The sequence below is a fragment of the Novosphingobium sediminis genome (assembly GCF_007991615.1).
Lineage (GTDB): Bacteria > Pseudomonadota > Alphaproteobacteria > Sphingomonadales > Sphingomonadaceae > Novosphingobium > Novosphingobium sediminis.
The window spans coordinates 58,018-80,288 of the sequence record NZ_BJYR01000014.1 but is presented as its reverse complement, the minus strand read 5'-3'; the positions used below and the strand labels follow the sequence as shown (position 1 = coordinate 80,288).

At 66.0% G+C, this 22,271-nt stretch carries 20 protein-coding genes, 1 tRNA gene and 1 pseudogene; 13 read left to right on the top strand and 9 right to left on the bottom strand.

Annotated elements, in window-relative coordinates:
* Positions 1-54: 54 nt before the first annotated feature.
* From NSE01_RS11440 to uvrC, 4 genes are all read right to left on the bottom strand, one after another.
* Positions 55-903 carry a hypothetical protein gene (locus tag NSE01_RS11440; RefSeq protein WP_147159734.1) on the bottom strand — a complete coding sequence of 283 codons (849 nt, stop codon included), beginning with the start codon at positions 901-903 and terminating at the stop codon, positions 55-57.
* Positions 900-2,138 (bottom strand): hypothetical protein, encoded by a 1,239-nt coding sequence (locus NSE01_RS11435; RefSeq protein WP_147159733.1) that lies wholly within the window; start codon positions 2,136-2,138, stop codon positions 900-902. The genes NSE01_RS11440 and NSE01_RS11435 overlap by 4 nt, the downstream gene beginning before the upstream one ends.
* A 160-nt stretch (positions 2,139-2,298) precedes the next feature.
* Entirely contained in the window at positions 2,299-3,300 is a 1,002-nt protein-coding gene (locus tag NSE01_RS11430; RefSeq protein ID WP_147159732.1) for a hypothetical protein, read from the bottom strand.
* 147 nt (positions 3,301-3,447) lie between these two features.
* Positions 3,448-5,427: an excinuclease ABC subunit UvrC gene (uvrC, locus tag NSE01_RS11425; RefSeq protein WP_147159731.1), complete on the bottom strand. Its 1,980-nt coding sequence runs from the start codon at positions 5,425-5,427 to the stop codon at positions 3,448-3,450.
* A 145-nt stretch (positions 5,428-5,572) separates the two neighbouring features.
* On the opposite strand from uvrC, the gene NSE01_RS11420 reads away from it, so the two are divergent.
* The gene (locus NSE01_RS11420) at positions 5,573-5,983 is read left to right on the top strand and encodes a PilZ domain-containing protein (protein ID WP_170233820.1); all 411 of its coding nucleotides are present in this window, start codon (positions 5,573-5,575) and stop codon (positions 5,981-5,983) included.
* Positions 5,984-6,000: 17 nt separating this feature from the next.
* Here the strand turns inward: NSE01_RS11420 and NSE01_RS11415 are convergent, their stop codons facing one another.
* Entirely contained in the window at positions 6,001-8,502 is a 2,502-nt protein-coding gene (locus tag NSE01_RS11415; protein ID WP_147159729.1) for a TonB-dependent receptor plug domain-containing protein, read from the bottom strand.
* 244 nt (positions 8,503-8,746) lie between these two features.
* Here NSE01_RS11415 and infA point away from each other — a divergent pair, with 244 nt between their 5' ends.
* From infA to cydX, 12 genes and pseudogenes are all read left to right on the top strand, one after another.
* Positions 8,747-8,992, top strand: coding sequence for a translation initiation factor IF-1 (gene infA, locus NSE01_RS11410; RefSeq protein WP_054120758.1), 246 nt, complete (start codon positions 8,747-8,749; stop codon positions 8,990-8,992).
* 28 nt (positions 8,993-9,020) lie between these two features.
* The gene (locus NSE01_RS11405) at positions 9,021-9,614 is read left to right on the top strand and encodes a Maf family protein (RefSeq protein ID WP_147159728.1); all 594 of its coding nucleotides are present in this window, start codon (positions 9,021-9,023) and stop codon (positions 9,612-9,614) included.
* Complete coding sequence (locus NSE01_RS11400) at positions 9,607-10,614, top strand: ribonuclease E/G (protein WP_307725983.1); 1,008 nt, start codon at positions 9,607-9,609, stop codon at positions 10,612-10,614. Before NSE01_RS11405 ends, NSE01_RS11400 begins: the two co-directional genes overlap by 8 nt.
* Positions 10,611-10,784 (top strand): DNA gyrase inhibitor YacG, encoded by a 174-nt coding sequence (locus NSE01_RS11395; protein ID WP_147159727.1) that lies wholly within the window; start codon positions 10,611-10,613, stop codon positions 10,782-10,784. The genes NSE01_RS11400 and NSE01_RS11395 overlap by 4 nt, the downstream gene beginning before the upstream one ends.
* Positions 10,785-10,903: 119 nt before the next feature.
* Positions 10,904-10,979, top strand: a tRNA-Phe gene (locus NSE01_RS11390).
* A gap of 135 nt (positions 10,980-11,114) precedes the next feature.
* Positions 11,115-11,347, top strand: a pseudogene (locus NSE01_RS21955) (Arm DNA-binding domain-containing protein); the annotation flags it as partial.
* Positions 11,348-11,374: 27 nt separating this feature from the next.
* Complete coding sequence (locus NSE01_RS11385) at positions 11,375-12,346, top strand: tyrosine-type recombinase/integrase (protein WP_371863214.1); 972 nt, start codon at positions 11,375-11,377, stop codon at positions 12,344-12,346.
* Between the two features lie 439 nt (positions 12,347-12,785).
* Positions 12,786-13,445 (top strand): peroxiredoxin, encoded by a 660-nt coding sequence (locus NSE01_RS11380; RefSeq protein ID WP_147159726.1) that lies wholly within the window; start codon positions 12,786-12,788, stop codon positions 13,443-13,445.
* A gap of 3 nt (positions 13,446-13,448) precedes the next feature.
* Positions 13,449-13,823 carry an ArsR/SmtB family transcription factor gene (locus NSE01_RS11375; protein ID WP_147159725.1) on the top strand — a complete coding sequence of 125 codons (375 nt, stop codon included), beginning with the start codon at positions 13,449-13,451 and terminating at the stop codon, positions 13,821-13,823.
* 227 nt (positions 13,824-14,050) lie between these two features.
* On the top strand, positions 14,051-15,646 hold the full coding sequence (locus NSE01_RS11370; protein ID WP_147159724.1) for a cytochrome ubiquinol oxidase subunit I: 1,596 nt from the start codon (positions 14,051-14,053) through the stop codon (positions 15,644-15,646).
* Between the two features lie 12 nt (positions 15,647-15,658).
* Positions 15,659-16,807 carry a cytochrome d ubiquinol oxidase subunit II gene (gene cydB, locus NSE01_RS11365; protein WP_147159723.1) on the top strand — a complete coding sequence of 383 codons (1,149 nt, stop codon included), beginning with the start codon at positions 15,659-15,661 and terminating at the stop codon, positions 16,805-16,807.
* Positions 16,804-16,935 (top strand): cytochrome bd-I oxidase subunit CydX, encoded by a 132-nt coding sequence (cydX, locus tag NSE01_RS11360; protein ID WP_443093808.1) that lies wholly within the window; start codon positions 16,804-16,806, stop codon positions 16,933-16,935. Before cydB ends, cydX begins: the two co-directional genes overlap by 4 nt.
* Position 16,936: 1 nt before the next feature.
* Here the strand turns inward: cydX and NSE01_RS11355 are convergent, their stop codons facing one another.
* Genes NSE01_RS11355 through NSE01_RS11340 form a run of 4 tightly spaced genes read right to left on the bottom strand, consistent with a single transcriptional unit; the run spans position 16,937 to position 22,258 of the window.
* A complete protein-coding gene (locus NSE01_RS11355) occupies positions 16,937-17,704 on the bottom strand; it encodes a hypothetical protein (RefSeq protein WP_246135174.1) in 768 nt (255 codons plus the stop codon).
* The gene (locus tag NSE01_RS11350; protein ID WP_218033269.1) at positions 17,701-18,030 is read right to left on the bottom strand and encodes an ArsR/SmtB family transcription factor; all 330 of its coding nucleotides are present in this window, start codon (positions 18,028-18,030) and stop codon (positions 17,701-17,703) included. The genes NSE01_RS11355 and NSE01_RS11350 overlap by 4 nt, the downstream gene beginning before the upstream one ends.
* Positions 18,027-21,236 (bottom strand): efflux RND transporter permease subunit, encoded by a 3,210-nt coding sequence (locus NSE01_RS11345; protein ID WP_147159722.1) that lies wholly within the window; start codon positions 21,234-21,236, stop codon positions 18,027-18,029. Before NSE01_RS11345 ends, NSE01_RS11350 begins: the two co-directional genes overlap by 4 nt.
* The gene (locus NSE01_RS11340; protein WP_147159721.1) at positions 21,233-22,258 is read right to left on the bottom strand and encodes an efflux RND transporter periplasmic adaptor subunit; all 1,026 of its coding nucleotides are present in this window, start codon (positions 22,256-22,258) and stop codon (positions 21,233-21,235) included. Before NSE01_RS11340 ends, NSE01_RS11345 begins: the two co-directional genes overlap by 4 nt.
* Between the last annotated feature and the right edge of the window lie 13 nt (positions 22,259-22,271).

Genomic DNA, 22,271 nt, shown 5'->3' with positions numbered 1-22,271 from the left:
CGGGGGAGCGGGCCGGTGCCGCCTTCGAACCCCCTTGGGGTTCGCAAAAGAGGCTTACTTCTTCTCTGCCGGGCAGTTGACGATGGCCTCCAGCAGGGTGGCCTGCACCAATGACGAGGAGACCATCGTCAGCAGGCGGTCGGTGTTGGTCTTGTCGCCCAGCGAGAGCACGATGGCATCGAAGGCCTTGCAGCGCTGCAAGGTGGTGATCCCGCCGCCGTACTGATTGCCGATCATCGTGAGGTAGCGGTCATAGGGATCGGTGCGGCGCGATAGCTTGGCGGCGGGCTTGGCGGGAGCCGCAGGTTCGGCGGCAGCCACCACGCCGAGCGCGGCCTTGCGTCCCTTGCCGATTGCGGCGGACCTTGGCGCGGGGGTGGCTGCTGCAACGTCTTGTGGTGAGGCGTTGTCGTTCGCGGTGGCGGAAGCCTTTGCGGTGAGGGCCGCCTTGCCGCCAGCGCGCCTGAATGCTGTTGGCTTGCCTGCTGGTGCCTTGCTGGCGAGGGTCTTTCCGGCGGGAGCCTTGCTGCCGGGGAGCAGTTTCTTGGCCGGCGCGGCTGCGGTTGCGGCAGGAGCGGGCGGGGGAGGCGCACCGGTGGCGGCGCCGAACTTGGTGTTGAGGCTGCGCAGGTACGTGGAGACGCGCTCGTGCGAGCTGGCGAACATGGTGCGGCGCGCGCTGTTCATGCCGTCGAGGTGATCGCTGATCGGGACACCGACATGGCGGCAGCGCACGGCAACGCCCATCATCATCGTCTGGAATTCGACGAGGCGGGCGGCCTGCACGGTCGCTGCATCGGGACAGGCCGCTGCTGCGGCCTGCGCCTCTGCCACCGCCGGGGCCAGCACGAGCGCAAGCGCTCCGGCAAGTCCGGCGCTGCGCAGAAGCCGGGGACGGATCACGGCTGCCTTGCGGCCTCACACGGCCTGATCGGCACGGCCATCAGCGTGCCGAACGCGCTGACCAGAGTCGATTGGGCAGTGAAGGCAGCGGCTGCGACGGGGCTGTAGGACTGCGATTCGGCCGCAATGGCATTGACCGAGTTGGAATCGCCGGTCAGCTGGTTGCTGTCGTAGAGATCCTGCAACTGGCGCATGTAGGCGATGGTCGCATCGTTGTTGCGCTTCGCGACCTCCACCGCCGTGATATAGGAGCTATCGTGGAAGGCGTTGCGCGCCTCGGCTGAGCAGAAGCTGGCGGGAAAAGCGAGCAATGGGATCGCGGCGAGCTGCGGGCGGCGCGGCAGCGCAAAGCCCGGGGGCAGCGGACCGACGGCAATGGGGTGCGGATCGGTGGCGGGCGTGGATGTCAGCGAGAGCCTGGCCGCATCGGGAACAGAGACGATCCGACCGGTAGCCACTGCGGCGAATGGCGGTGACAGCCCCGGGGCCGCAGCAGGCGCGGGCGGAAGGGCCAGCGGGGCGGCAGGCGCAGGTGCTGCCGCCGCTGGTGCCGCTGCTGCTGTCTGGGCCACATCGGCCACTTCCACGATCGGTGCGGGCGAAGCCGAGCCGACCCGCTGGCTATCACCGAGCGCGCCGAGCAGGCGGCGCAGCGCATCGCCGTCGCTGCTTTCGGGTTCCGGCTCGGGCGGGAGAGCCGCAGTGACATAGGGCGCCGAATCAGGATCCGATTTTGGCACTGTTTCGAGTTGCGGTGCTGGACGCGCGGCCAACCGCGCGGCCTTGGCGGAAAGGACCTGCTTGGCGGCGGGCGCTGGTGCCGGCTTGGCAGCCGGCGGCGCAGCAGCAGCCGTGACGATGGGGGCTGGGGTTGGGGCCAGAGTTGGAACTGGGGCCGGGGCGGGCGCCGGTGCCGCAGTGGGTGCAGGCGCGGCGGGGGCAGGGGCAATGATCTGCGCAGGTGCGGTAACCGGAACGGCGACGGGCGCTGGCGTGGAAGCGGGGGTCGCAAGCTGGCGCAATCTCGCCAGTTTGACCCGCGCGACCGCCGCGAACGTGCCGTTAGGATACTGTGCGAGGTAGGCTTCGTAAAGCGCGGCATCGTTGCCGCTTTCGACCGACTGCCAGAAAGTCAGCTCGAACTGCGAGCCGACCCCGGTCGCTGCCGGAGTCTGCGCGACGGCTGCTGTCGCCAGCGGCAAGGCCAACATGGCGCACGCAGCGGCAAACCGCATTGGCCAATGCCGCCCGCGCACGTGTCCCCCTTGTGATGCCCTTTTCCCCACCGTGCCCCTCGGTTTCTCTACCGCCTGCCCGCGTTAGGTAACCTCCCCTATCACATGAGAGTAAAGATTCTAAGCCGATATGGAGCGATCTTGGCAGCTGACTGTTTCCTTATTGGGCAGGTGCCGCGCACGTGCGCAGCGGCACTGCCATCATCGCATCGAACTGGCGCACCAGCGCGGCCTGAACCGAATAGGCATGTGCAGCTTCGGACTGATAGGCGCGCGCTTCGGCGGCAATGGCGTTTAGCACAGCGGTATCCCGGCCCAGCTGGCCGCGATCGTAGGTCTGCTGAAGCTGGCGGAGATAGGCGACAGCCGCCTCGTTGTTGCGCGTGGCCACTTCGACCGCCGGGCGATAGGCGTTGTTGTGGAACTGGTTACGCGCATCGTTGCTGCAGAAATAGGCCGGCAGGGCGACATCGGGCACTGGCATGAGGAACGGGCGGGCCGAGGCATAGCTGACCGCAGGCGTGGCAGCCGGGGTGAGCGCGGCGGCTGGCGCAGCCGGGGCGGGGGCATAGACCGCAGGCGCGGGCACAGGCGCGGCAAGGCCGGGGTTCGTGGCGGTTTCGCTCTGGACGGGAGCTGCGGCAACCGCAGGCTGAGCGGCCGGTTCGCCGTTCGCGGCGCGCAATTGCGCGAGGAGGCGGGCCATCGGCGAGGGGCCTGCCTCGGCAACTACAACTGGGGCAGCGGCCGGGGTGGGCGCAAGCGGCGCGGCTGATGGCGGCGCGGTCAGCACGGCTGGCACGGGCTGCGGCATGGGGGCCGGGGGCGGTGCGGGGGTAGCAGCGGGCGCGGGCGCCGTGGCGGGCTGCATGGCCATCGAGCGCTGGATCGCCGCGATGCGCGCGCGGGCGAGGCCGCTGAACGTGCCATCAGGATAGCGCGCGAGATAGGCTTCGTAGCTTGCGGGATCCTCGCTGCCGGTAACGGACTGCCAGAAGGTAAGCTCGAATGCCGATCCGACGCCGTTGGGGATTGGCGCTGCTGCGATCGGCGCGGCGTCTTGCGCAGCGGCCGGCGCGGTTGCCAGCGCGATCAGCGCGGCGGCGACCAGGGGCCGGGCGATCAGGGGCCGGACGATCAATCCAGAGCGGTTCGTGCGCATCGTGTGCTCCCCATTATCGGGCGACGGCACGCTGCACGCCTCGTCACCCTGTTTGGCATTCTCCCTGAGGCGCGAGGTTAGAAATCAATGGTGGACGACCACCCAAGGCTTGCGGTTAACCCGCTGATGACCACGTTCCGGCGGGATTTACGCGCCGGGGTGGTAGAAATCGTAGACGGACTGCGCGACGGCGGCGCTGACGCCCGGGGCGCGCTGGAGGTCTTCGAGGCTGGCGGCGCGGACTTTGCTGGCAGTGCCGAAGTGGAGCAGCAGCGCGCGCTTGCGGGCTGGGCCGATGCCGGGGACTTCGTCGAGCGGGCTGGCGGTGATCGCGCGGCTGCGCTTGGCGCGGTGCGCGCCGATGGCGAAGCGGTGCACTTCATCACGCAGGCGCTGGAGGTGGAAGAGGACCGGCGAGTTCACGGGGAGCATCTTTTCGCGCCCGTCCATGAAGTGGAACACCTCGCGCCCCTCGCGTCCATGGTGCGGGCCCTTGGCGATGCCGATGAGGGTGACGTCTTCGATCCCCATGGCTTCCAAGGTTTCGCGCGCGGCTGAAAGCTGGCCCTTGCCGCCATCGATGAGGACTAGATCGGGCCACATGCCGGCTTCGCGGTCCGGGTCGTCGTCCTGCGCTTTCGCAAAGCGGCGCTGGAACACTTCGCGCATCATCCCGAAATCGTCGTTGGTCTGCGCAGTCTTGATGTTCCACTTGCGGTACTGGCCGGTCATGAAGCCTTCCGGCCCCGCGACGATCATCGCGCCGAGGGCATGGGCGCCTTGCACGTGGGAGTTGTCGTAGACTTCCACCCGCTGCGGCGCTTCGCCGAGTTCGAGGAATTCGGCCATCTCGCGCCAGGTGCGCGCCTTGGTGCCGCTTTCGGCGAGACGGCGCTCGAGCGCTTCGACCGCGTTGCGCTGGGCCTGCTCCATCAGACGGCGGCGATCACCGCGCTGGGGGACCGAGATCTCGACCTTGCCGCCCGCCGCGCCGTGCAGCGCTTCGGAAAGGAGATCGGCTTCGGGGAGGTCCCGGTCAACGAGGATCAGGCGCGGCGGGGGGACTTCCTCGTAGAACTGGGCGAGGAAGCTGGTCATGACTTCGTGCTCCTCCAGCCCCTCGGTATGGCCGGGGAAGAAAGCGCGGTGGCCCCAGTTCTGGCCGCCGCGAATGAAGAAGGCCTGGATGCCGATCTGGCCGCCCTTGCTGGCCATGGCGAACACGTCGGCATTGCCGACGCCTTCGGCATTCACCGCCTGACTGCCCTGAATGAAGGTGGCGGCGCGCAGGCGATCCCGCAGCATGGCGGCGCGTTCGTAGTCGAGCGCTTCGGCGGCGGCGCTCATCTGCGCCTCTATCTCCTTCTGCACCGCGCCGGACTTGCCGCCGAGGAAGTCCTTCGCCTGCCGCACGAGTTCGGCGTAGTCGTCCTCGCTGATGCGGTCGACGCACGGGGCCGAGCAGCGCTTGATCTGATAGAGCAGGCAGGGCCGATCCCGGCGCGACATGTAGCCATCGTTGCAGCTGCGAAGCAGGAAGAGCTTCTGCAGCGCGTTGATCGTGGTGTTGACCGAGCCGGCGCTGGCGAAGGGGCCGTAGTAGTTGCCCTTGGCGCGGCGCGCGCCGCGATGTTTCTGGATGCGCGGGAAGGCGTGATCGGCGCGCAGCAGGATGAACGGAAACGATTTATCATCGCGCAGCAGCACGTTGTAGGGCGGGCGATAGCGCTTGATCAGCTGCGCTTCGAGCAGCAGCGCCTCGGCCTCGGAATTGGTCGTCACGATGGTCATCGAGCGCGTCTGGCTGACCATGCGTTTCAGCCGCTGGGGCAGGCGATCGACTTGCGTGTAATTGGCGACACGGTTCCTCAGCGCGCGGGCCTTGCCGACATAGAGCACATCGCCGCGCGCATCCTGCATGCGGTAGACGCCGGGCTTGGGCTTCAGCGTGGCGACGACTTCGCGGATAGCGGCGACGCCGCGTTCGATATCCGGCTGGTCCGAGCCACGGACGGTGGAGGTCGCCTTGTCCTCGTTGAACCGCTCAGAGGCCTGCGGCAGCAGCGGCTCCGGCACTTGCGGGCCGGAGTGGCTATCGGGCGGAGGAGGGGGATTGCGGCGCGCCATGGCCCGGTCTCAGATAGTCGCTCGGGCAGGGCTTGGGGAGGGGCGGCAGGCAGATATCCCCGCGCGGCGCGCAGCCTATAGGGGAATCCTGCTAGTGCCGTATCAATGGTTGCCTAAACTGTTCGGGTGCACAAACGCGCGCATCATGAGCGCACTTGTTTCCAAGCAGATCATCCCGACGGCCCGCATCACCGGACGCCGCGCGAGTCCCCGCGTGCGGCTCTATATTCCGGCGACCGTGCATTTGTTGCACGGGAAGGAAAACTGTCTGCTCGATGATCTCTCGCAGGCCGGCGCGCGGGTGACGCTCGCGGGCCGTCTACCCAGCGTCGGCGCAGGCGTGGTGCTTTGCGCTGAAGGGCTGGATGTGTTCGGCTCCGTGATCTGGTCGCAAGGCGCGCGCTTCGGCATCCAGTTCGAGGAACCGCTGCCGCTGCATGACGTTGTCAATGTGCGGCACCACGCCGATGCCCGTGCCAACCAGGAAGCCGCGCATACGCGGCGGCACGGCCGCAGCCCGCTTCAGGGATGGTCCCGCCCGCGTTCCTCTACCTGAAGCGCAGCACTGCCCGATCAAAACTGCTTCCGCAGTTCGATGCTGAAGACGCGGCCTTCCGGATTGAGGTAGCCGCGCTGGTAGCGCAGCGGTGTGGCGCCGGTCTGGTCGGTCACTTTCTGGACGGTATCGAACAGGTTGTTGACGCCGATGGCGATGCGCGTGCCCTTGAAGAACTGCGCGCGGCTGACGAGCTTTGGCATGCGGCCAAGATCAATGAAGCCGCGCACGTTCAAGGTGGCGAGATCGCCGAAATCGAGACGAGACGCGCCCGGTACGCCGGAGCTGTCGACATGGGTGCCGCTGGCATACGTGCCTGAAATGCGCAGGCCGAAGCCGCGGTAGAAGCCGCCGCCTTCAAGCGTTGCGCTGCTGCGCGAGATACCGGCACCGGACAGGGCATCGCCGTTCAGGAGATCGAGCACGCGCCCGCCGGGGACGATCCGCGCGGTCTCGTCGAGCTCCTGCGTGTAGGCGAGGCTGAGGTTCCAGTGGCCGCGCCCGTCGCCGCCGGGGCCCCTGCCGCCACCGCCGCTGGGACGCGGGCCGCTTCCGCCCGGTCCGCCGCCGCCGGGCCTGCGCATTCCGGCGAAGGCGCTGCGCCGGGCATTGGGATCGGGCTTGCCGAAGGGGCCGCCGAAATTGAGGCTGGCGCGCAGGCGTGAGCCGGTGGTTTCGGCAAACGTCACCGCGCGCTGGTCCACGCTGACGATGCGGCCGGCACCATCGCGGGTGACGCGGCCGGGGAAGGCGGCCTCGACATCGGGCGTGAGCAGCGGGAAGGCGCTCGTCGTATCGAGCGAACGGTTGCGGAAATATTCGAGCAGCAGCGCGGATTCCTTGCCGATGGGCAGATCCCAGTTGGCTGAAAGCTTGATGTCGCGCTGGCGCTCCTTCTTGAGCGCGGGATTGCCGCCGGTGATGACGTTGGCGAGGACACTGGTCCCCAGCGTGAAATCATAGAGCGCCACGCCGGTGGTGATGGTGATCGGCGCGCCGAGATCGGACAGGCCCGGCGCCTTCTCGCTGGCGACGTAGTTCGCGGCGAAGGTCAGCTTGGGGGTGACGCCCCAGGTCACGCCCGCGCCCCATGCCGTGAGGCTGCCGAAATCGGACACGTTGTGCACTTCGGCATTCACGTTGAGCGAAATGTCGCCAAGCTTGCTGCCGAAGTTTTCGCGGCGGCTGGTGATCGGCAGATCGAGGCTGAAGCCCGCCTGCGCATCGCCGCGCCTGAGGTTGGCCGGGGTGCCAAGCTGGCGGGAATCCGAGGAGCGTAGGCCATTGTAGGCAAACCCCGCCTTGAGCGTAAGCGCGGTCTGGCCGCCGGGCAGGCGCAGCGGCGTTCCGGTGACAGTGGCAAGCGTGGTCGCGGTATCCGACTTGCTGCGCGCAATGCCCTGCGGCGTGGGCAGGATCGCATCGGCCGGGAGCGTGCCGAAGGGGGAAAGCGTGCCCTGATCGACCAGCGTCTGCAGCCCGGAGAGATCGGCGCGGGCATCGATCGTGGTGGTGGTGTCTACATGCGTGCCGTCCGCCGTCCACGCCAGCTGCCACGCGCCGACCGGAAGATTTAGCGTGGCGCCTGCGGAATAGGTATCGGCCACGGTGCGGCTGGCAAGCGGTGCGGGCAGCAGGGTGGAGCGCTGGACGAGACTGCCATCGGGCGCCGTCAGCACTACCGAGTTGAGCCCGTTGAGGCTGCGGTTGTCGTTGCGCTGGACGAGGCCGTTGAGCGTGAGCGAGGAGCCGGTGCCGAGCGATTTGGCCCAGGTGCCATTGACGATGGCGCTGCGCGCATCGGCGAGGAGGGTGCGGTAATCGCCTTGCTTCGGATCGATCAGGCCGGTCTGCGCGCCGCTGATCGCGGGCTGGACGATGCCGCGCTCCGCCTCGGTCAGTGGTGAGCGGCGTTCGAGCGTCCCGGTGAGGTTGAGCCGGCTGGCCTTGTCGATCCGGGTGAGCGTGACTTCCTCGCTGAGATCGCTGAAACCGCCAGCACCGGGGAGCTTGGCCTCGGTTTCGGTGCCGAAGCTGCGGAACTTGTCCTTGAGGATGAAGTTGACGACGCGCTGATCTGGCCGGAAGCCATATTTGAGCGAGACTTCCTCTGGCAGCACTTCGACGCGCTTGATCGCCTCGGGCGGGATCGAGCGGATTTCGCGGAAACTGGCGATGCGCAGGCCATTGAGCAGGACCGATGGCGAACCATCGCCGCGCCCGCGCCCGGAACCCGTCTGCGGCGCGAGAGCTGCGAGCAACGACTGGAGCGAACCGGCGCCATAGGCCGCGATATCCTCTTCGCCGAGCGTGACGATCGGCGGGACAGCGGTCTCCACTTCGCCGCGTACGCGGGTGGCGACGACAACGATATCGCCATCGGCATCGATGCCGCCGGTGGTGCCCGGTGCTTCTGCCTCGGTGGGCTGGGCAGACGCGGCTTGCGGCTCGGCCGCGGCCAGCGCGGGGAAGGGCAGCAGGGCGAGCGCCAGCGCGGCGGAGCTTTGCGGCAGAGCCATCGAACGTATCCTGTTGGCGAGTCGGGATTTCCGGCCCGGTTGCTAGGTTGCTGCCCCCGTGACGGTCCTAGGTTGGGCTCCATGCGTCCGACAATGACCCTTTCGTATCAATTTGTCGCAGCGCAGCAATTGCCTTCGCGCTTTTCTTTTTGCGCCGAGATCGCTATGCGCGCGGCCCAAGGGCGCTTTTTGCGCCCGCAATGCGTGGATGCACCCCAAGCGATAAAGGCAGACGACCCCGCCTATGGCGAAAGAAGAACTCCTCGAGATGCGCGGCCAGGTGGTCGAACTGCTGCCCAACGCGATGTTCCGCGTGAAGCTGGAGAACGAGCACGAAATCCTGGGCCACACCGCCGGCAAGATGCGCAAGAACCGCATCCGCGTGCTGGTGGGCGACGAGGTTCTGGTCGAGCTGACGCCCTATGACCTGACCAAGGGGCGCATCACCTACCGCTTCATGCCCGGCCGTTCGGGGCCTGGCGGTTTCTAAGCTGCTTTCAGGCTCATCGCCGTCGGCGGTGCCGCCGGTTTCCGCAAGCCCTGCGCTGGTGCTGGCCTCGGCCAGCCCGCGCCGCCGCGAATTGCTCGCCCGGCTCGGGGTGACCGAGCCCCGCATTCTTGCCACCGACATCGACGAGAGCGCGCTGCCCGGCGAACTGCCGCGCGCCCATGCAGTGCGCCTTGCCGCGGGGAAGGCGCGCGCCGCCGCGGCGCTGGCGCCTGAAGCGGTGATTCTGGCGGGCGATACGGTGGTCGGCGTCGGGCGGCGCATCCTTCCCAAGGCAGAGGACGAGGCGACTGCGCGCAAGTGCCTTGCGCTGCTTTCGGGCCGCCGCCACCGCGTGTTCTCGGCCATCGCCGTGATTTCGCCCGATGGCACGCTGCGCGAGGCGCTGAGCGAGACGATCGTGCGCTTCAAGCGGCTCGAGCAGGCCGAGATCGAGGCCTATATCGCCGGCGGCGAGTGGCACGGCAAGGCGGGCGGCTATGCCATTCAGGGCAGCGCCGAGGGTTTCTGCACTTGGCTGGCGGGTAGCCATTCGGGCGTCGTTGGCCTGCCGCTCTACGAAACGCGCCGATTGCTGCGCGCGGCGGGGCTTTCGATTGCCTGAGCGGCTGCCAGAATGGTTGGTTGAGCAGGGGATCGGCGAAGAGCGCGCGATCCTTGTGGGTGAAAGCGAAATTCTGGCCGCGCGCGTGGTGTGGGATGAACCATGGCGCGCGGGCGCGGTGGCCGAAGCACGGCTCGTGAGCCGCATCCCGGGCACTCGCCGCGCGGTGGTGCGTCTGCCCGATGGCAGCGAGGCACTGGGCGAGGGGTTCGATCCTGCGCTGACCGAGGGGCGTGCCGTGATGGTGCGCGTGACGCGCTCTGCCATCGCCGAGAAGGGCCGCACCAAGCTGCCGCAAGTCCGCCCGGCAGCGGGAGAGGAGCCTCGCCCGGCACCAACTTTGCTGGAGGAACTGGCCGGTGGGCCGCATCCGGTGCGCCGTGTGCCGGTGCATGGCAGCGCCTTTGCCGAAGCCGGGTGGGACGATCTCGTGGGGGAAGCGCTTACGGGGGAAGTGGCCTTTGGCGGGGGCAGCCTTGTGGTCAGCCCGACACCCGCGATGACGCTGATCGACGTCGACGGCCCGCCGCCCTTGCCCGCGCTGGCGCTGGCGGCAGTGCCCGCGATTGCGCAGGTGCTGCGGCGGTTCGACATTGGCGGATCGGTCGGGATCGATTTCCCCTCGCTCGCGGAAAAGGCGCAGCGCCGCGCGGTTGATGATGCGCTGGTGGCCGCGCTTGAGGCGGCGGGCTGGCAGGGCGAACGCACCGGCATGAACGGCTTCGGCCTGGTCCAACTTGTCGCGCGGCTGGAGCGTCCATCGCTCGTCGCGCGGTTTGCACGGGCGCCCGCCGCCGCCGCCGCGCGCCGCTTGCTGCGGCAGGCCGAGCGCGTGGGTGAGCCGGGCACGCTGCTGCTCACAGCCCATCCCGCCGTGCGCCGCGCGATGCGTCCCGAATGGGAGGCGGAACTCGCTCGCCGCACGGGTCGCCGCCTGCAATGGCACGAAGACGCAGGGCTTGCGCCCGCCGCAACCTTCGCGCAGGCAATTGCGGCATGACCACACCCGCTCCGCCCATCCGCAAGTGCCCGATCTGCCGCAAGCCGCGCGTGGCCGAATACACCCCGTTCTGCTCCGCGCGCTGCCGCGACCGCGACCTCGTCAACTGGCTGGAGGAGGGCTACACCCTGCCCGGTCCGGTGCACGATCCGGAAGGCGATATGGACTAGCGCCGGGAGAGGTGCGGGCTGGGGCGATTTCGTCATCAAGGGGCTGGACAAGCCGCCAAGCCTTCGCCATAGGCGCGCTTCCAACGCGCACAGGCCCATTGCTGGCCTGTCGAAACGATGCCCGGGTAGCTCAGTTGGTAGAGCACGTGACTGAAAATCACGGTGTCGGCGGTTCGACTCCGTCCCCGGGCACCATTGGCCCCTTCCCAAGCTTCCACATGGCTCCGCAATTGTCCAGAGAATGGCGGAATTCCGCCATTTTTCCGACATCCAGTTCCGGGTTCGACCGGGGTCATCCGGTTGCAGCCGGGGCCTAAATCGATAAACTTGATGGTATCGGCTCCACAGCAATCTTCCGGTACCATCATGCCACTGACTTTTACCGCAATTAATGCAGCAAAACCAAAGGATAAGCCTTACAAATTGGCCGACGAACGCGGTTTGTATCTGATGGTCATGCCTACAGGTGGCCGTCTCTGGAGAATGAACTATCGCTTTGATAGAAAAAAACACTCTCTTTTGGAAATTTCCCCGATCTGTCTCTGGCAAAGGCCCGCGAGGTCCGGGATATCGCCCGCGAAGCGCTTGCGCTGGGACTGGATCCTGCCGAGGAGCGTAAAGCGAGGGAGCGCGAAGCCAGAGTTAGACGGTCCGAGACTTTCAAGGTCATCAGCGATGAATGGCTGGAGCGGCTTACGCTAGAAGGCAGGGCCGCCAAGACCCTGGCCAAGCTGCGCTGGATGGTCGAAATCGCTACACCAGTGCTCGGCAATCGCCCTATCGCGGACATAACTGTCCCCGAGCTGCTACAGGTCCTGCGATCCGTCGAGGCACGGGGGCGATACGAAACCGCGACTCGTCTGCGCAGCACATTCGGCACCATTTTTCGCTACGCCATCGCAACCGGGCGTGCACAGCGTGACATCTCGGCTGACCTGCGCGGGGCGTTGATCACTCCCAAGGTAAAGCACCGCGCGGCCATACTCGAGCCGGCAGCCCTTGGCGGACTGCTTCGCGCAATCGACACTTATGACGGACAGCCGACCGTGCGGATCGCGCTGCAACTGGCACCGCACCTCTTCGTGCGGCCAGGTGAACTGCGGATGGCGGAGTGGGCCGAGTTCGATCTCGTTGCCCGACTATGGGTGATCCCGGCGGCGAAAACGAAAATGCGACGCCCCCACAAGGTCTATCTGACCGACGAAGTTCTCGCACTGCTGAAGAAGCTGCGCACCATGTCGGGAGATGGTAGTTACCTCTTTCCCGGCGTCCGCACTCCGAAGCGACCGATTACGGACAATACACTTAACGCTGCACTGCGCCGCCTTGGCTACACTTCCGAGGAAATGACTGCCCACGGCTTTCGGGCGACTGCCAGCACGCTGCTGAATGAGTCCCGCAAATGGCATCCTGATGCGATCGAACGCCAGCTTGCGCATGTCGATGGCAACAAGATCCGCCGAGCATACGCGCGCGGAGAGCATTGGGACGAACGCGTGAAGATGATGCAGTACTGGTCGCTATACCTCGTCGGACTCAAGAAGAAGTCTGCGGCGAGTTGATGATCCTCCCGAACTGCACGTCGATTCAATCGTTCAGGTGCTAAACGCTGGTTGCCGGCCAGCGGTGTGACGAGATTTGGGACACCGCTGCCGCTTCAGCTCGACATACCGAACGGCAGGGTTTGCCGAAAGCTGCCGGGCCCGGAACGATGCGTGATGGGACATTTCTAACGTTCAATGCCGATGAGTCGAACGGTAGCTTTCAGGTCAGCCTCCGACGGTGCGGGTGCTGGTTGGCGTTGAATTGCCATGCTGCTCATGCGGTGGTCGATCTCTAAGCAAGGATGACGCGCCGAATGAGCCAGATTCTGCCAGACTTGTTGACAGATCGGACGTAAGGCACTTAGCCGCTGCAGCCCCAAGTCTCACTTTCAAATGTACACTTCTAATGTAATCGTGTATAAACATGTCTGAAGAATTGAGACTGGATTTGCGAGTTATGTCTGCCGCCCTCTTCCAGCCCGAGACCGCCGCGCGAGTGCTTCATATCGGCGATCCAGCGCCGAATTTTGAGGCACGCACGACGATGGGGCCGATCTCGCTCGCTGATTTTCGGGGTCGCTGGCTGGTCCTGTTTTCGCATCCGGCCGACTTCACGCCCGTTTGCACCAGCGAATTCATCGCTCTCGCCAAGGCCAGCGACCGGTTCGAGGCGCTGCGGTGCTCGCTGCTCGCCGTTTCGGTCGACAGTCTGTACGCACACCTCGCATGGGTCCGGGCGATCCGCGACGGCTTCGGCGTGACAATCAACTTCCCGATCGTCGAGGATACATCCGTCATCATCGGCCGTGCCTACGGCATGGTGGCCGATCATGCGCCGGATGCAGCGGCCATGCGTTCAACCTACTTCATTGATCCGGCCGGCTATATCCGCGCGATGACCTGCTATCCCGCGACTGTCGGCCGCTCCGTGGAAGAAATGCTGCGCGTTCTGGCTGCCTTGCAGGCCGTTGATGCCGATGATGTGGTCACTCCCGAAGGCTGGCGGCCCGGCGATGCAGTGTTGCTCCCGCCGGATCAGGATCAGGCCGCGCTGCTGGGATCTTCCGATGATCCCATGTGGTTCTGCCGCCTGAAGCCGCAAACGCCGGAGGGATAGCGCATGCCGACGAACTCGTCGTTTGACCTTGAGGCGCTTGCAGAAGTCATGCGCACTCTCGGCCATGATACGCGCCTGCGGTTGATCGCCACTTTGCTGGACCAGGGCGAGAAGTCGGTCAGCGAAATCGAGGCACTCACCGGGATCGGTCAGCCCGGTCTATCGCAGCAGCTGGCGATCCTGCGCAAGGCAGAGCTGGTGCAAACGCGGCGTGCGGCCAAGCAGGTATACTATTGCATTGCTCCTGAAGCCTTTGCACCGGCGGCCGCTTTCCTGAACGCCCTGTCGCCGGATGCGGTGCCGCGGACTGCCGTAATCCCGGTCACGCCTCCGCCGCCGCCGCGCGGTTCTGCAGCGATGTTCGCCAAGCTGCTCTGAGCTTCAGTATTGCTCGAACGAACAGGAGTGCGAGCGCGTGCTCCGCCCGCGCCTGCGCGCGCTCTTGCCATTCTGATGGCGCCTCTCGCACCGTGAGGCACGACGCCTTCCGGGTGACCGGCCAATCTCGGCCTTGATCATATACAAACTTACAGATAGTGGGAAATCAAAGTTGCTCACGGCAAGCCGAGTCGCTTGGCCGGATTGATCAGCAGGAGTGCCCACGCATGGTTGATATGGCGGTCATCGAGCTTTCGCGGCTGCAGTTTGCGCTCACCGCACTCTATCACTTCCTGTTCGTGCCGCTCACGCTCGGCCTCTCGTTCATGCTCGTCATCATGGAGAGCATCTACGTCATGACCGACCGGCCGGTCTGGCGCGTGGTGACGCGGTTCTGGGGAAAACTCTTTGCAATCAACTTCGTGCTGGGTGTCGCCACCGGCATCACCATGGAGTTCGAGTTCGGCACCAACTGGTCCTATTTCTCGCACTATGTCGGCGACATCTTCGGTGCGCCGCTGGCGATCGAAGGATTGATGGCCTTCTTCCTCGAGGCAACCTTCGTGGGGATGATGTTCTTTGGCTGGGACCGGCTCAGCAAGCGGCAGCATCTGTTCACCACCTTCATGGTCGCGCTGGGGTCCAATCTTTCCGCGCTGTGGATCCTGGTTGCCAACGGCTGGATGCAGCACCCCACCGGCTCGCACTTCAATCCCGATACCATGAGGATGGAAGTGACTGATTTCGGGGCGGTTATCTTCAATCCCGTGGCGCAGGCCAAGTTCGTTCACACCGTCAGCGCGGGCTATGTCTGTGCCTCGGTGTTCGTGCTCGGTGTTTCGTCGTACTATATCCTGCGCGGCAAGTGGGTCGCCGTGGCCAAGCGTTCCTTCACTGTCGCTGCGGCCTTTGGCCTCGCCTCGGCGCTGTCGGTTGTCGTGCTGGGCGACGAATCCGGCTATACGCTTACAGATAACCAGAGAATGAAGCTCGCCTCGCTCGAGGCCATGTGGCACACCGAGCCCGCTCCTGCCGGGATCGCGCTGTTCGGCATTCCCAGCATGGAAGGCCGCAAGACGCTCTACGAAGTCAAGGTGCCCTACGTGCTGGGCCTGATTTCGACCCGCAGTCTCACAGGGCAGGTCGCGGGCATCGACGAGCTCGTGGTCAAGGCCGAAACCCGCATTGAAAGCGGGATCAAGGCCTATGACGCGGTCGAAAGGCTCAAGGTCAACCGCGGCGACATGGCAGCGCGGGCGGTGTTCGAGGAGCACAAGCTCGATCTGGGCTATGCCATGCTGCTCAAGCGCTTCATGCCCGATCCGCGCAAGGCAACGCCTGCCGATATCGAGAAGGCGGCGTGGACCACGGTGCCCAACGTGCCGGTGATGTTCTGGCTGTTCCGCGCCATGGCCGGGCTCGGCTTCTTCTTCATCGCCTTTTTCGGGGCTGCGTTTTGGATGGCGACGATACGCCGCTTTGGCTGCGCCAACGGCTTCTGCCGCCTGTTCATGCGGGCTGCGGTGTGGATCATCCCGCTGCCGTGGATGGCGATCGAGGCGGGCTGGGTGCTGGCCGAGATCGGCCGCCAGCCCTGGGCGATCGACGGCGTGCTGCCGACCTTCCTCGGCGCATCGAGCCTCACCGTCCCGCAGATCTGGACCACGATCATCGGCTTTACCGCGCTTTACGGCACGCTGGCGGTGATCGAGGTGCGCCTCATGCTTGCCGCCATCGCGCATGGCCCGATTGAGGATCGTGCTTCGGGTGGCACGCACAGCCAGCCCGCCCACCCGGCCTACGCCGCCGTTCCGGCTGAATAAGGAGATCCCGCCATGGTTCCCCCGATCGATTATGAAACCCTGCGCGTGATCTGGTGGCTGCTGATGGGTGTGCTGCTCATCGGCTTTGCCCTGACGGACGGCTTCGATCTTGGCGTGGCCGCGCTGCTGCCCTTCGTCGCGAAGAGCGATGAGGAGCGGCGCATGGTGATAAACGCCGTCGGCGCGACGTGGGAAGGCAACCAGGTTTGGTTCATCCTCGGCGGCGGCGCGATCTTCGCGGCCTGGCCGTTCGTTTATGCCGTCAGCTTCTCCGGCTTCTACCTTGCCATGTTCCTTGTGCTTGCCGCGCTGATCCTGCGGCCCGTGGGCTTCAAGTATCGCTCCAAGCGGCCTGACGCCAAATGGCGCGCGCGGTGGGACTGGGCGCTGTTCGTGGGCGGTCTCGTGCCTGCGCTGGTGTTCGGCGTGGCGGTCGGCAACGTGCTGACCGGCGTGCCCTTCCGGCTCGATAGCGATCTGCGCGCGTTCTATGAAGGCACGCTGCTGGGCCTGTTCCACCCCTTGTCGCTGCTGGCGGGGCTGCTCTCGGTCGCCATGCTTGTGCTGCATGGGGCGGCGTGGCTGGCGCTCAAGATCGAGCATGGCACGGTGCATGACCGGGCGCAGCGGTTCGGACAGATTGCCGCTCTGGCCGCGATTGCGCTGTTCGCCCTTGGCGGCGTAATGATGGCCACGATGGGTTATGGCTTTCGCTTGGAAGGCGCGGCTGATCCGGCTGGCCCGTCCAATCCCCATCTGATGACGATGCTGGCCGCACCGGGGGCATGGCTTGCCAATTTCAGCGCGCACCCGTGGATGCTTGCCGCGCCGCTGCTGGGCTTTGCCGGGCCGCTCTTGGCGCTGGCAGGCATGCGCGCCCGGCGCGAGGTGATGGCGTTCGGTGGATCATCGGCGGCTGCCGCAGGCATCATCGGAACCGTCGGGCTTTCGATGTTTCCCTTCATCCTGCCCAGCTCGATCGATCCGGCTTCCAGCCTTACGGTCTGGAACGCCTCCTCCAGCCACATGACGCTGTTCATCATGCTGCTGGTGACCTGCGTCTTCCTGCCGATCGTGCTCGCCTACACGGCGTGGGCCTACAAGGTGATGTTCGGCCGCGTGACCTTGCACGATGTGCGCACCAACCCCGATTTCTATTGAAAAAGGAGCTTCCGACGATGTGGTACTTCACCTGGATACTCGGCCTCGGCGTGGCCGTCGGCTTCGGTATCCTCAACGGGATGTGGCACGAGTTCCACTCGGACCTGGACGAGGACCTGCTCGTCTGACTCAGGGGACGATGAAGGTCGTGCGATCGATGCCAACAGCGTCGGTCGCGCGATCTACCGCTGTCACCGTCACGGCATAGGTGCCCGGCTTTGCGGCATCGATGCTGGCGGCAAACAGGCCGGTCCGGCCGGCATAGGTCAGCGGCTGGCTCACCGCCGCACCGCCGTCTCGGGAAACCTGCGCGGTTACATCGAAGCGCGCCGCATCCCACAGCCCGCCGGGTTCGATCGGGCAACCGCAGAGCAGAGCAACATTGGCGCGGATTGTCACCGCGTGTTCACCAGCAGCCAGCCGCACATGCGCGGGCGGATCGGTGACATCGACAGCCAACCCGGCCAACTCGACCACCCAGCCATCGCCGGTTGCCACGCCGTGGCCCGGCAGCACCCAGCGCTGCGAGCGGGCGGAAATGGCGGACTGCAATTGCGCCGCTGGGCCATAGGCCTCGACTTCGAGCAGGGTCGGCTCAGCCAGATCGACCACCGTGCGGAAGGCTGCGGTGCTTTCGTCTGCCAGCGCCGTATTGCGCGGACCGCCCGCCATGATCCGCTTGGTATCGCCGGTGCCGCCGGTGGTGATGCCTTGCGCCAGGATCTGCTGCGTGTGCGCATCGCGAACGACAATGCGCGCGCCGCCCATGCCCGAGCCGATGAACTTGCCGCCCAGCGAAAGCACGCGGATGGTGAGCGGGGTCGGTTCGGCCCATGCCGCCAATGGTGCTGAGGCCAGCAGCGCGCCGACTAGCGCTGCGGTGCCGCGGCGGATCACGCGGCCTCCTGCGTGGCGGATGGATCGCCGAACTGGTCGCACAGGAAGCCGATCAGCGCGAGCGCGTTGTCGTTGGCAATCCGGTAGTAGATTGTAGTGTTCTCGCGCCGGGTCTGCACCAGCCCGCCCTCGCGCATTTTCGCAAGGTGCTGCGAGACGCTGGACTGCGAAAGATCGCAGAGCCCGATGAGTTCGGTCACCGAAGCCTCACCCTCGCGCAGGCGGCACAGCAGAAGCAGGCGCTGCGGATTGGCCACGACCTTGAGGAACGCGGCGACTTCACTCGCGCGCTCGCAGAGCTGTTCGGCGGTCCCGTTCATCATCATTGGCTTGCCGGTCTCCCGTCATCACGCAGCACGATATAGATCGCCGGAATAACCAGAACCGTCAGCAAGGTCGAGGAGGCCAGCCCGAAGAGGAGGGAAATGGCCAGACCCTGGAAGATCGGGTCAGTGAGGATCACCGCTGCGCCGATCATCGCGGCCGCTGCCGTCAGCACGATCGGCTTGAAGCGGATGGTCCCTGCCTCGATCAGCACATCGCGCAAGGGGCGCTCCGGCTTGTTGGTATGCCGGATGAAATCGACCAGCAGGATCGAATTGCGCACGATGATGCCAGCGAGCGCGATGAACCCGATCATCGAGGTGGCGGTGAACGGCGCGCGGAACAGCATGTGGCCGAGCACGATGCCCACCAGCGTCAGCGGAACCGGGGTGAGGATCACCAGCGGCAGCTTGAAGCTGCGGAACTGCGCGACGACGAGGATATAGATGCCGAGCAGGGCGACCATGAAGGCGCCGCCCATGTCGCGGAACGTCACCCAGGTGATTTCCCATTCGCCGTCCCACAGCAGCGATGTGGCCTGCTCGTCCTCCGGCTGGCCGCTGAGGCGGATCACCGGCTTGGTGAGGCCCTTCGCGGCCCAGTCGTAGTTGTCGATCGCCGCATCGACCGCGAGCATGCCATAGATTGGCGCTTCATAGTCGCCCGCAAGTTCGGCGGTGACCATATCGGCGTAGCGGCCATCGCGGCGGAAAAGGGCGGGGCTGGCCGCCTCTTGCCGCGCCTCGACCACGCTGCCGAGTTCGACAAGCTGGCCGCCCTGACCGGCCGCAACCGGCGTGCTACCCAGCGTCTGGCTCCAGCTGCGCGAGGACTGCGTCAGCGCCACGGTGATCGGCAGCGGTGCGCGCTCGTCGCCCCGCGGGGCATAGCCCACGGTGCGGCTGCCCAGCAGCGCGCCGATGCTGTCGTTGATGTCGCGGGCATTGAGGCCGTAGTAGTCGATCCGGTCGCGCTGCGGGATCAGCCGCAGCTTGGGCCGGGCCTGCCCGAAGCTGTTGTCGACATCGACGATGTAGGGCACCGACTTGAAGATCTTCTCGAGCTCGATGGCCGTCTTGCGCCGGGTCTGCGCATCGGGGCCGTAGATTTCCGCCAGCAGCGTCGCCATAACCGGCGGCCCTGGAGGGGTTTCGACGACCTTGAGCGAGGCGCTATCCGGCAGCTTCAGCGACTTGAGCCGATTGCGCAGATCGAGCGCGATCTCGTGGCTGGAGCGCGAGCGGTCTTCCTTTGGCAGCAGCGTTACCATCACATCGCCCATTTCGGGGCGGCTGCGCAGGAAATAGTGCCGCACGAGGCCGTTGAAATTGAACGGTGCGGAGGTGCCGAGATAGGCCTCCATCGCGGTCGCCTCGGGCAGCTGGCGCGTAATGCGCGAGACGTCCTCGAGCACGCGGCCGGTCGTCTCGAGGCTGGTGCCCTCGGGCATGTCGACCACCACCTGCACTTCGGACTTGTTGTCGAAGGGCAGCAGCTTGACCGTGACCGCCTTGAAATAGAACATCGAGCAGGCGAGCAATGTGGCCACGCCAACGCCGATCAGGAAATTGCGTGCCGACGTGCGGCTGTCGATCACGCGGTGCGCCACCTTGGCATAGAGCGCGCCGAGCTTGCCGCCGCTTTCATCGTGGGCATGGTGGCTGCCGCCTGCGGCGATCTTGCGCGCAAAGCGGATCATCAGCCACGGCGCGATCACCACGGCGACGAAGAACGAGAACACCATCGCGGCCGACGCATTCACCGGGATCGGCGCCATATAGGGCCCCATCAGGCCCGAGACGAAGAGCATCGGCAGCAGCGCGGCGACGACGGTCATCGTGGCGACGACGGTGGGATTGCCGACTTCCGCGACAGCCTCGATCGCGGCTTCAGTGCGGCTGCGATCATCGTCCATCGCCCAGTGGCGGGCGATGTTTTCGATCATCACGATCGCGTCATCGACCAGAATGCCGATCGAGAAGATCAGCGCAAAAAGGCTGACGCGGTTGATCGTGTAGCCCATCAGGTTCGAGGCAAACATCGTCAGCAGGATCGTGGTGGGGATGACCACCGCCGTCACCGCCGCCTCGCGCCAGCCGATGGCGAAGCCGATCAGGACGATGATCGAAACCGTTGCCAGCGCGAGGTGATAGAGCAGCTCGTTGGCCTTCTCGTTCGCCGTTGCGCCATAGTTGCGCGTGACCGAGACTTCGACGCCATCGGGGATCAGGCTGCCCTTGAGCGATTCCAGCCGCTGCAGCACGGCATCGGAGACGACCACGGCATTCGCGCCTGCGCGCTTGGCAATCGCGAGGCTGACGGCAGGCGTGCTCGTCCATTGGCCATCGCGGCGTGCCCAGCGCCAGGCGCGGGCCTGATCCTCGCGCGGGCCCTGCGTGACGGTGGCGACATCGCGCAGATAGACCGGCGCGCCGCTGGCCGAACGAACCGTCAGCGTGCCGACATCCTGCGCCGAACCGAGCGTCTGTCCGGCGGTAACGGCAACGGACTGCCCGCCTTCCCGGATGCTGCCGGCGGGGAAGCTGCGATTGGCCTGGGCGGCGGCATCGATCAGGCTGCCGAGCGGCACACCGAACTGGCTGAGCTTGCCCGGATCGGGCGCGATGCGGATTTCCTCGGGGCGGCCGCCGGTGATGAAGGTCAGGCCGACATTGTCGACCTTGGCGATCTCGGTGCGCAGCTTGGTCGCAAGGGTATAGAGCGCCTGATCATCGTATTGCCCCGCCGCGCCGGGCTTGGGCGAAAGGGTGAGCACCACTGCCGGCACGTCGTTGATGCCGCGCACCGTGACCTTCGGATCGGGAATGCCGACCGGAATGCGGTCCCAGTTGGCGCGTAGCTTTTCATCGATGCGCGTGGCAGCCGCTTCGGGGTTGGAGCCGACGACAAAGCGCGCGGTGACCATCACGCCATCGTCTTCGGCCTGCGTGTAGACATGCTCGACGCCGTCGACGCTCTTGACGATGGTCTCGAGCGGGATGCCGACGAGCTGGACCGCATCCGGCGCAGAAAGGCCCGGTGCCATGACCTGGATATCGACCATCGGCACGCTGATCTGCGGCTCTTCCTCGCGCGGGATGGTGAAGAGCGCGAGAATGCCCACGGCAAGCGCCGCGAACAGGAACAGCGGGGTCAGCGGCGAAGCAATTGTCGCGCGGGTCAGGCGCCCGGAAATTCCGAGATTCATTTCGCGCGTCCCGCTGCGAACAGGGTATCCCCGGCCGAAATGCCACCGAGAATCTCGACAGCAGCGGGATCGCTGGCCGGTGCGGTCTGCACCGCGACAGCACTTATCTGTCGGTCGGGGCTCAGCACGTTCACATAATCAATGCCATAGCGCGTCGAGACGAAGCGGCGCGGGATCACGATCGCCTTGCGGCGGCCGACTTCGATGGAAACGCCAACGCGGCGGCCAACGAGTTCGGTGGTCAGGCCGGGCATGGTCGCATCGACCTGAACCCGGCCCCCAGTGATGGCAGGATAGACCTGCGTCACCTGCCCCTGGCGCGACCCGTCGGGCAAATCCTGTGGTGCAACGGTGATGGCAGTGCCGACATGGACGGCCTTGGCGAGCGACTCGGGCAGATCGAGCCGCAGCACGGGCGGGCCTGCGGTCACCACGGCAAGTGGCATGCCGGGGGCAACGACAGAGCCCGCAGGAAAATCGGCACGCAACACGCGGCCACTAGCTGGGGCGAGCACGGCCCCTTGTCCCGCTACACTGGCACTCGCGCTCTGCTGGGCGCGCGCGGCGGCGACCTGCGCATCGGCGGCGCGCGCCATGGCAACAGCCTGATCGAGCCGCGCCTTGGCATAAACATTGTGATTGAACAGATCCTGCACGCGAGTCAGATCGCCGCGTGCGCGAGCGGCCTCAGCCTGTGCCGCCGCCACTTGCGCGCCCGCCGCGCTCGTTTCGTAGCCGAGGCGCGAATCGACAATCATGCCGATTCGCTGCCCCTTGGACACGGTATCGCCCGCGCGAACGGTGAAGCTGACCAGCGTACCGGGAATACGCGCGAGGGCCTGCGCAGAATCGCGTGTGGTGATCTCCGCGCCGACCGCTTTGAAATCGGCGGTTTCGGCAAGAGACACGCGGAATTGTTCGCCGGGCGGCAGAGCGGCCTTGCCTGCATCAGCCGCCTTTTCGCCGCCGCAGCTGGCAAGGGCCAGCGCTCCGCTCAATGCGATCCATGTCCGCTTTGCCACGCCCGCGTTCTCC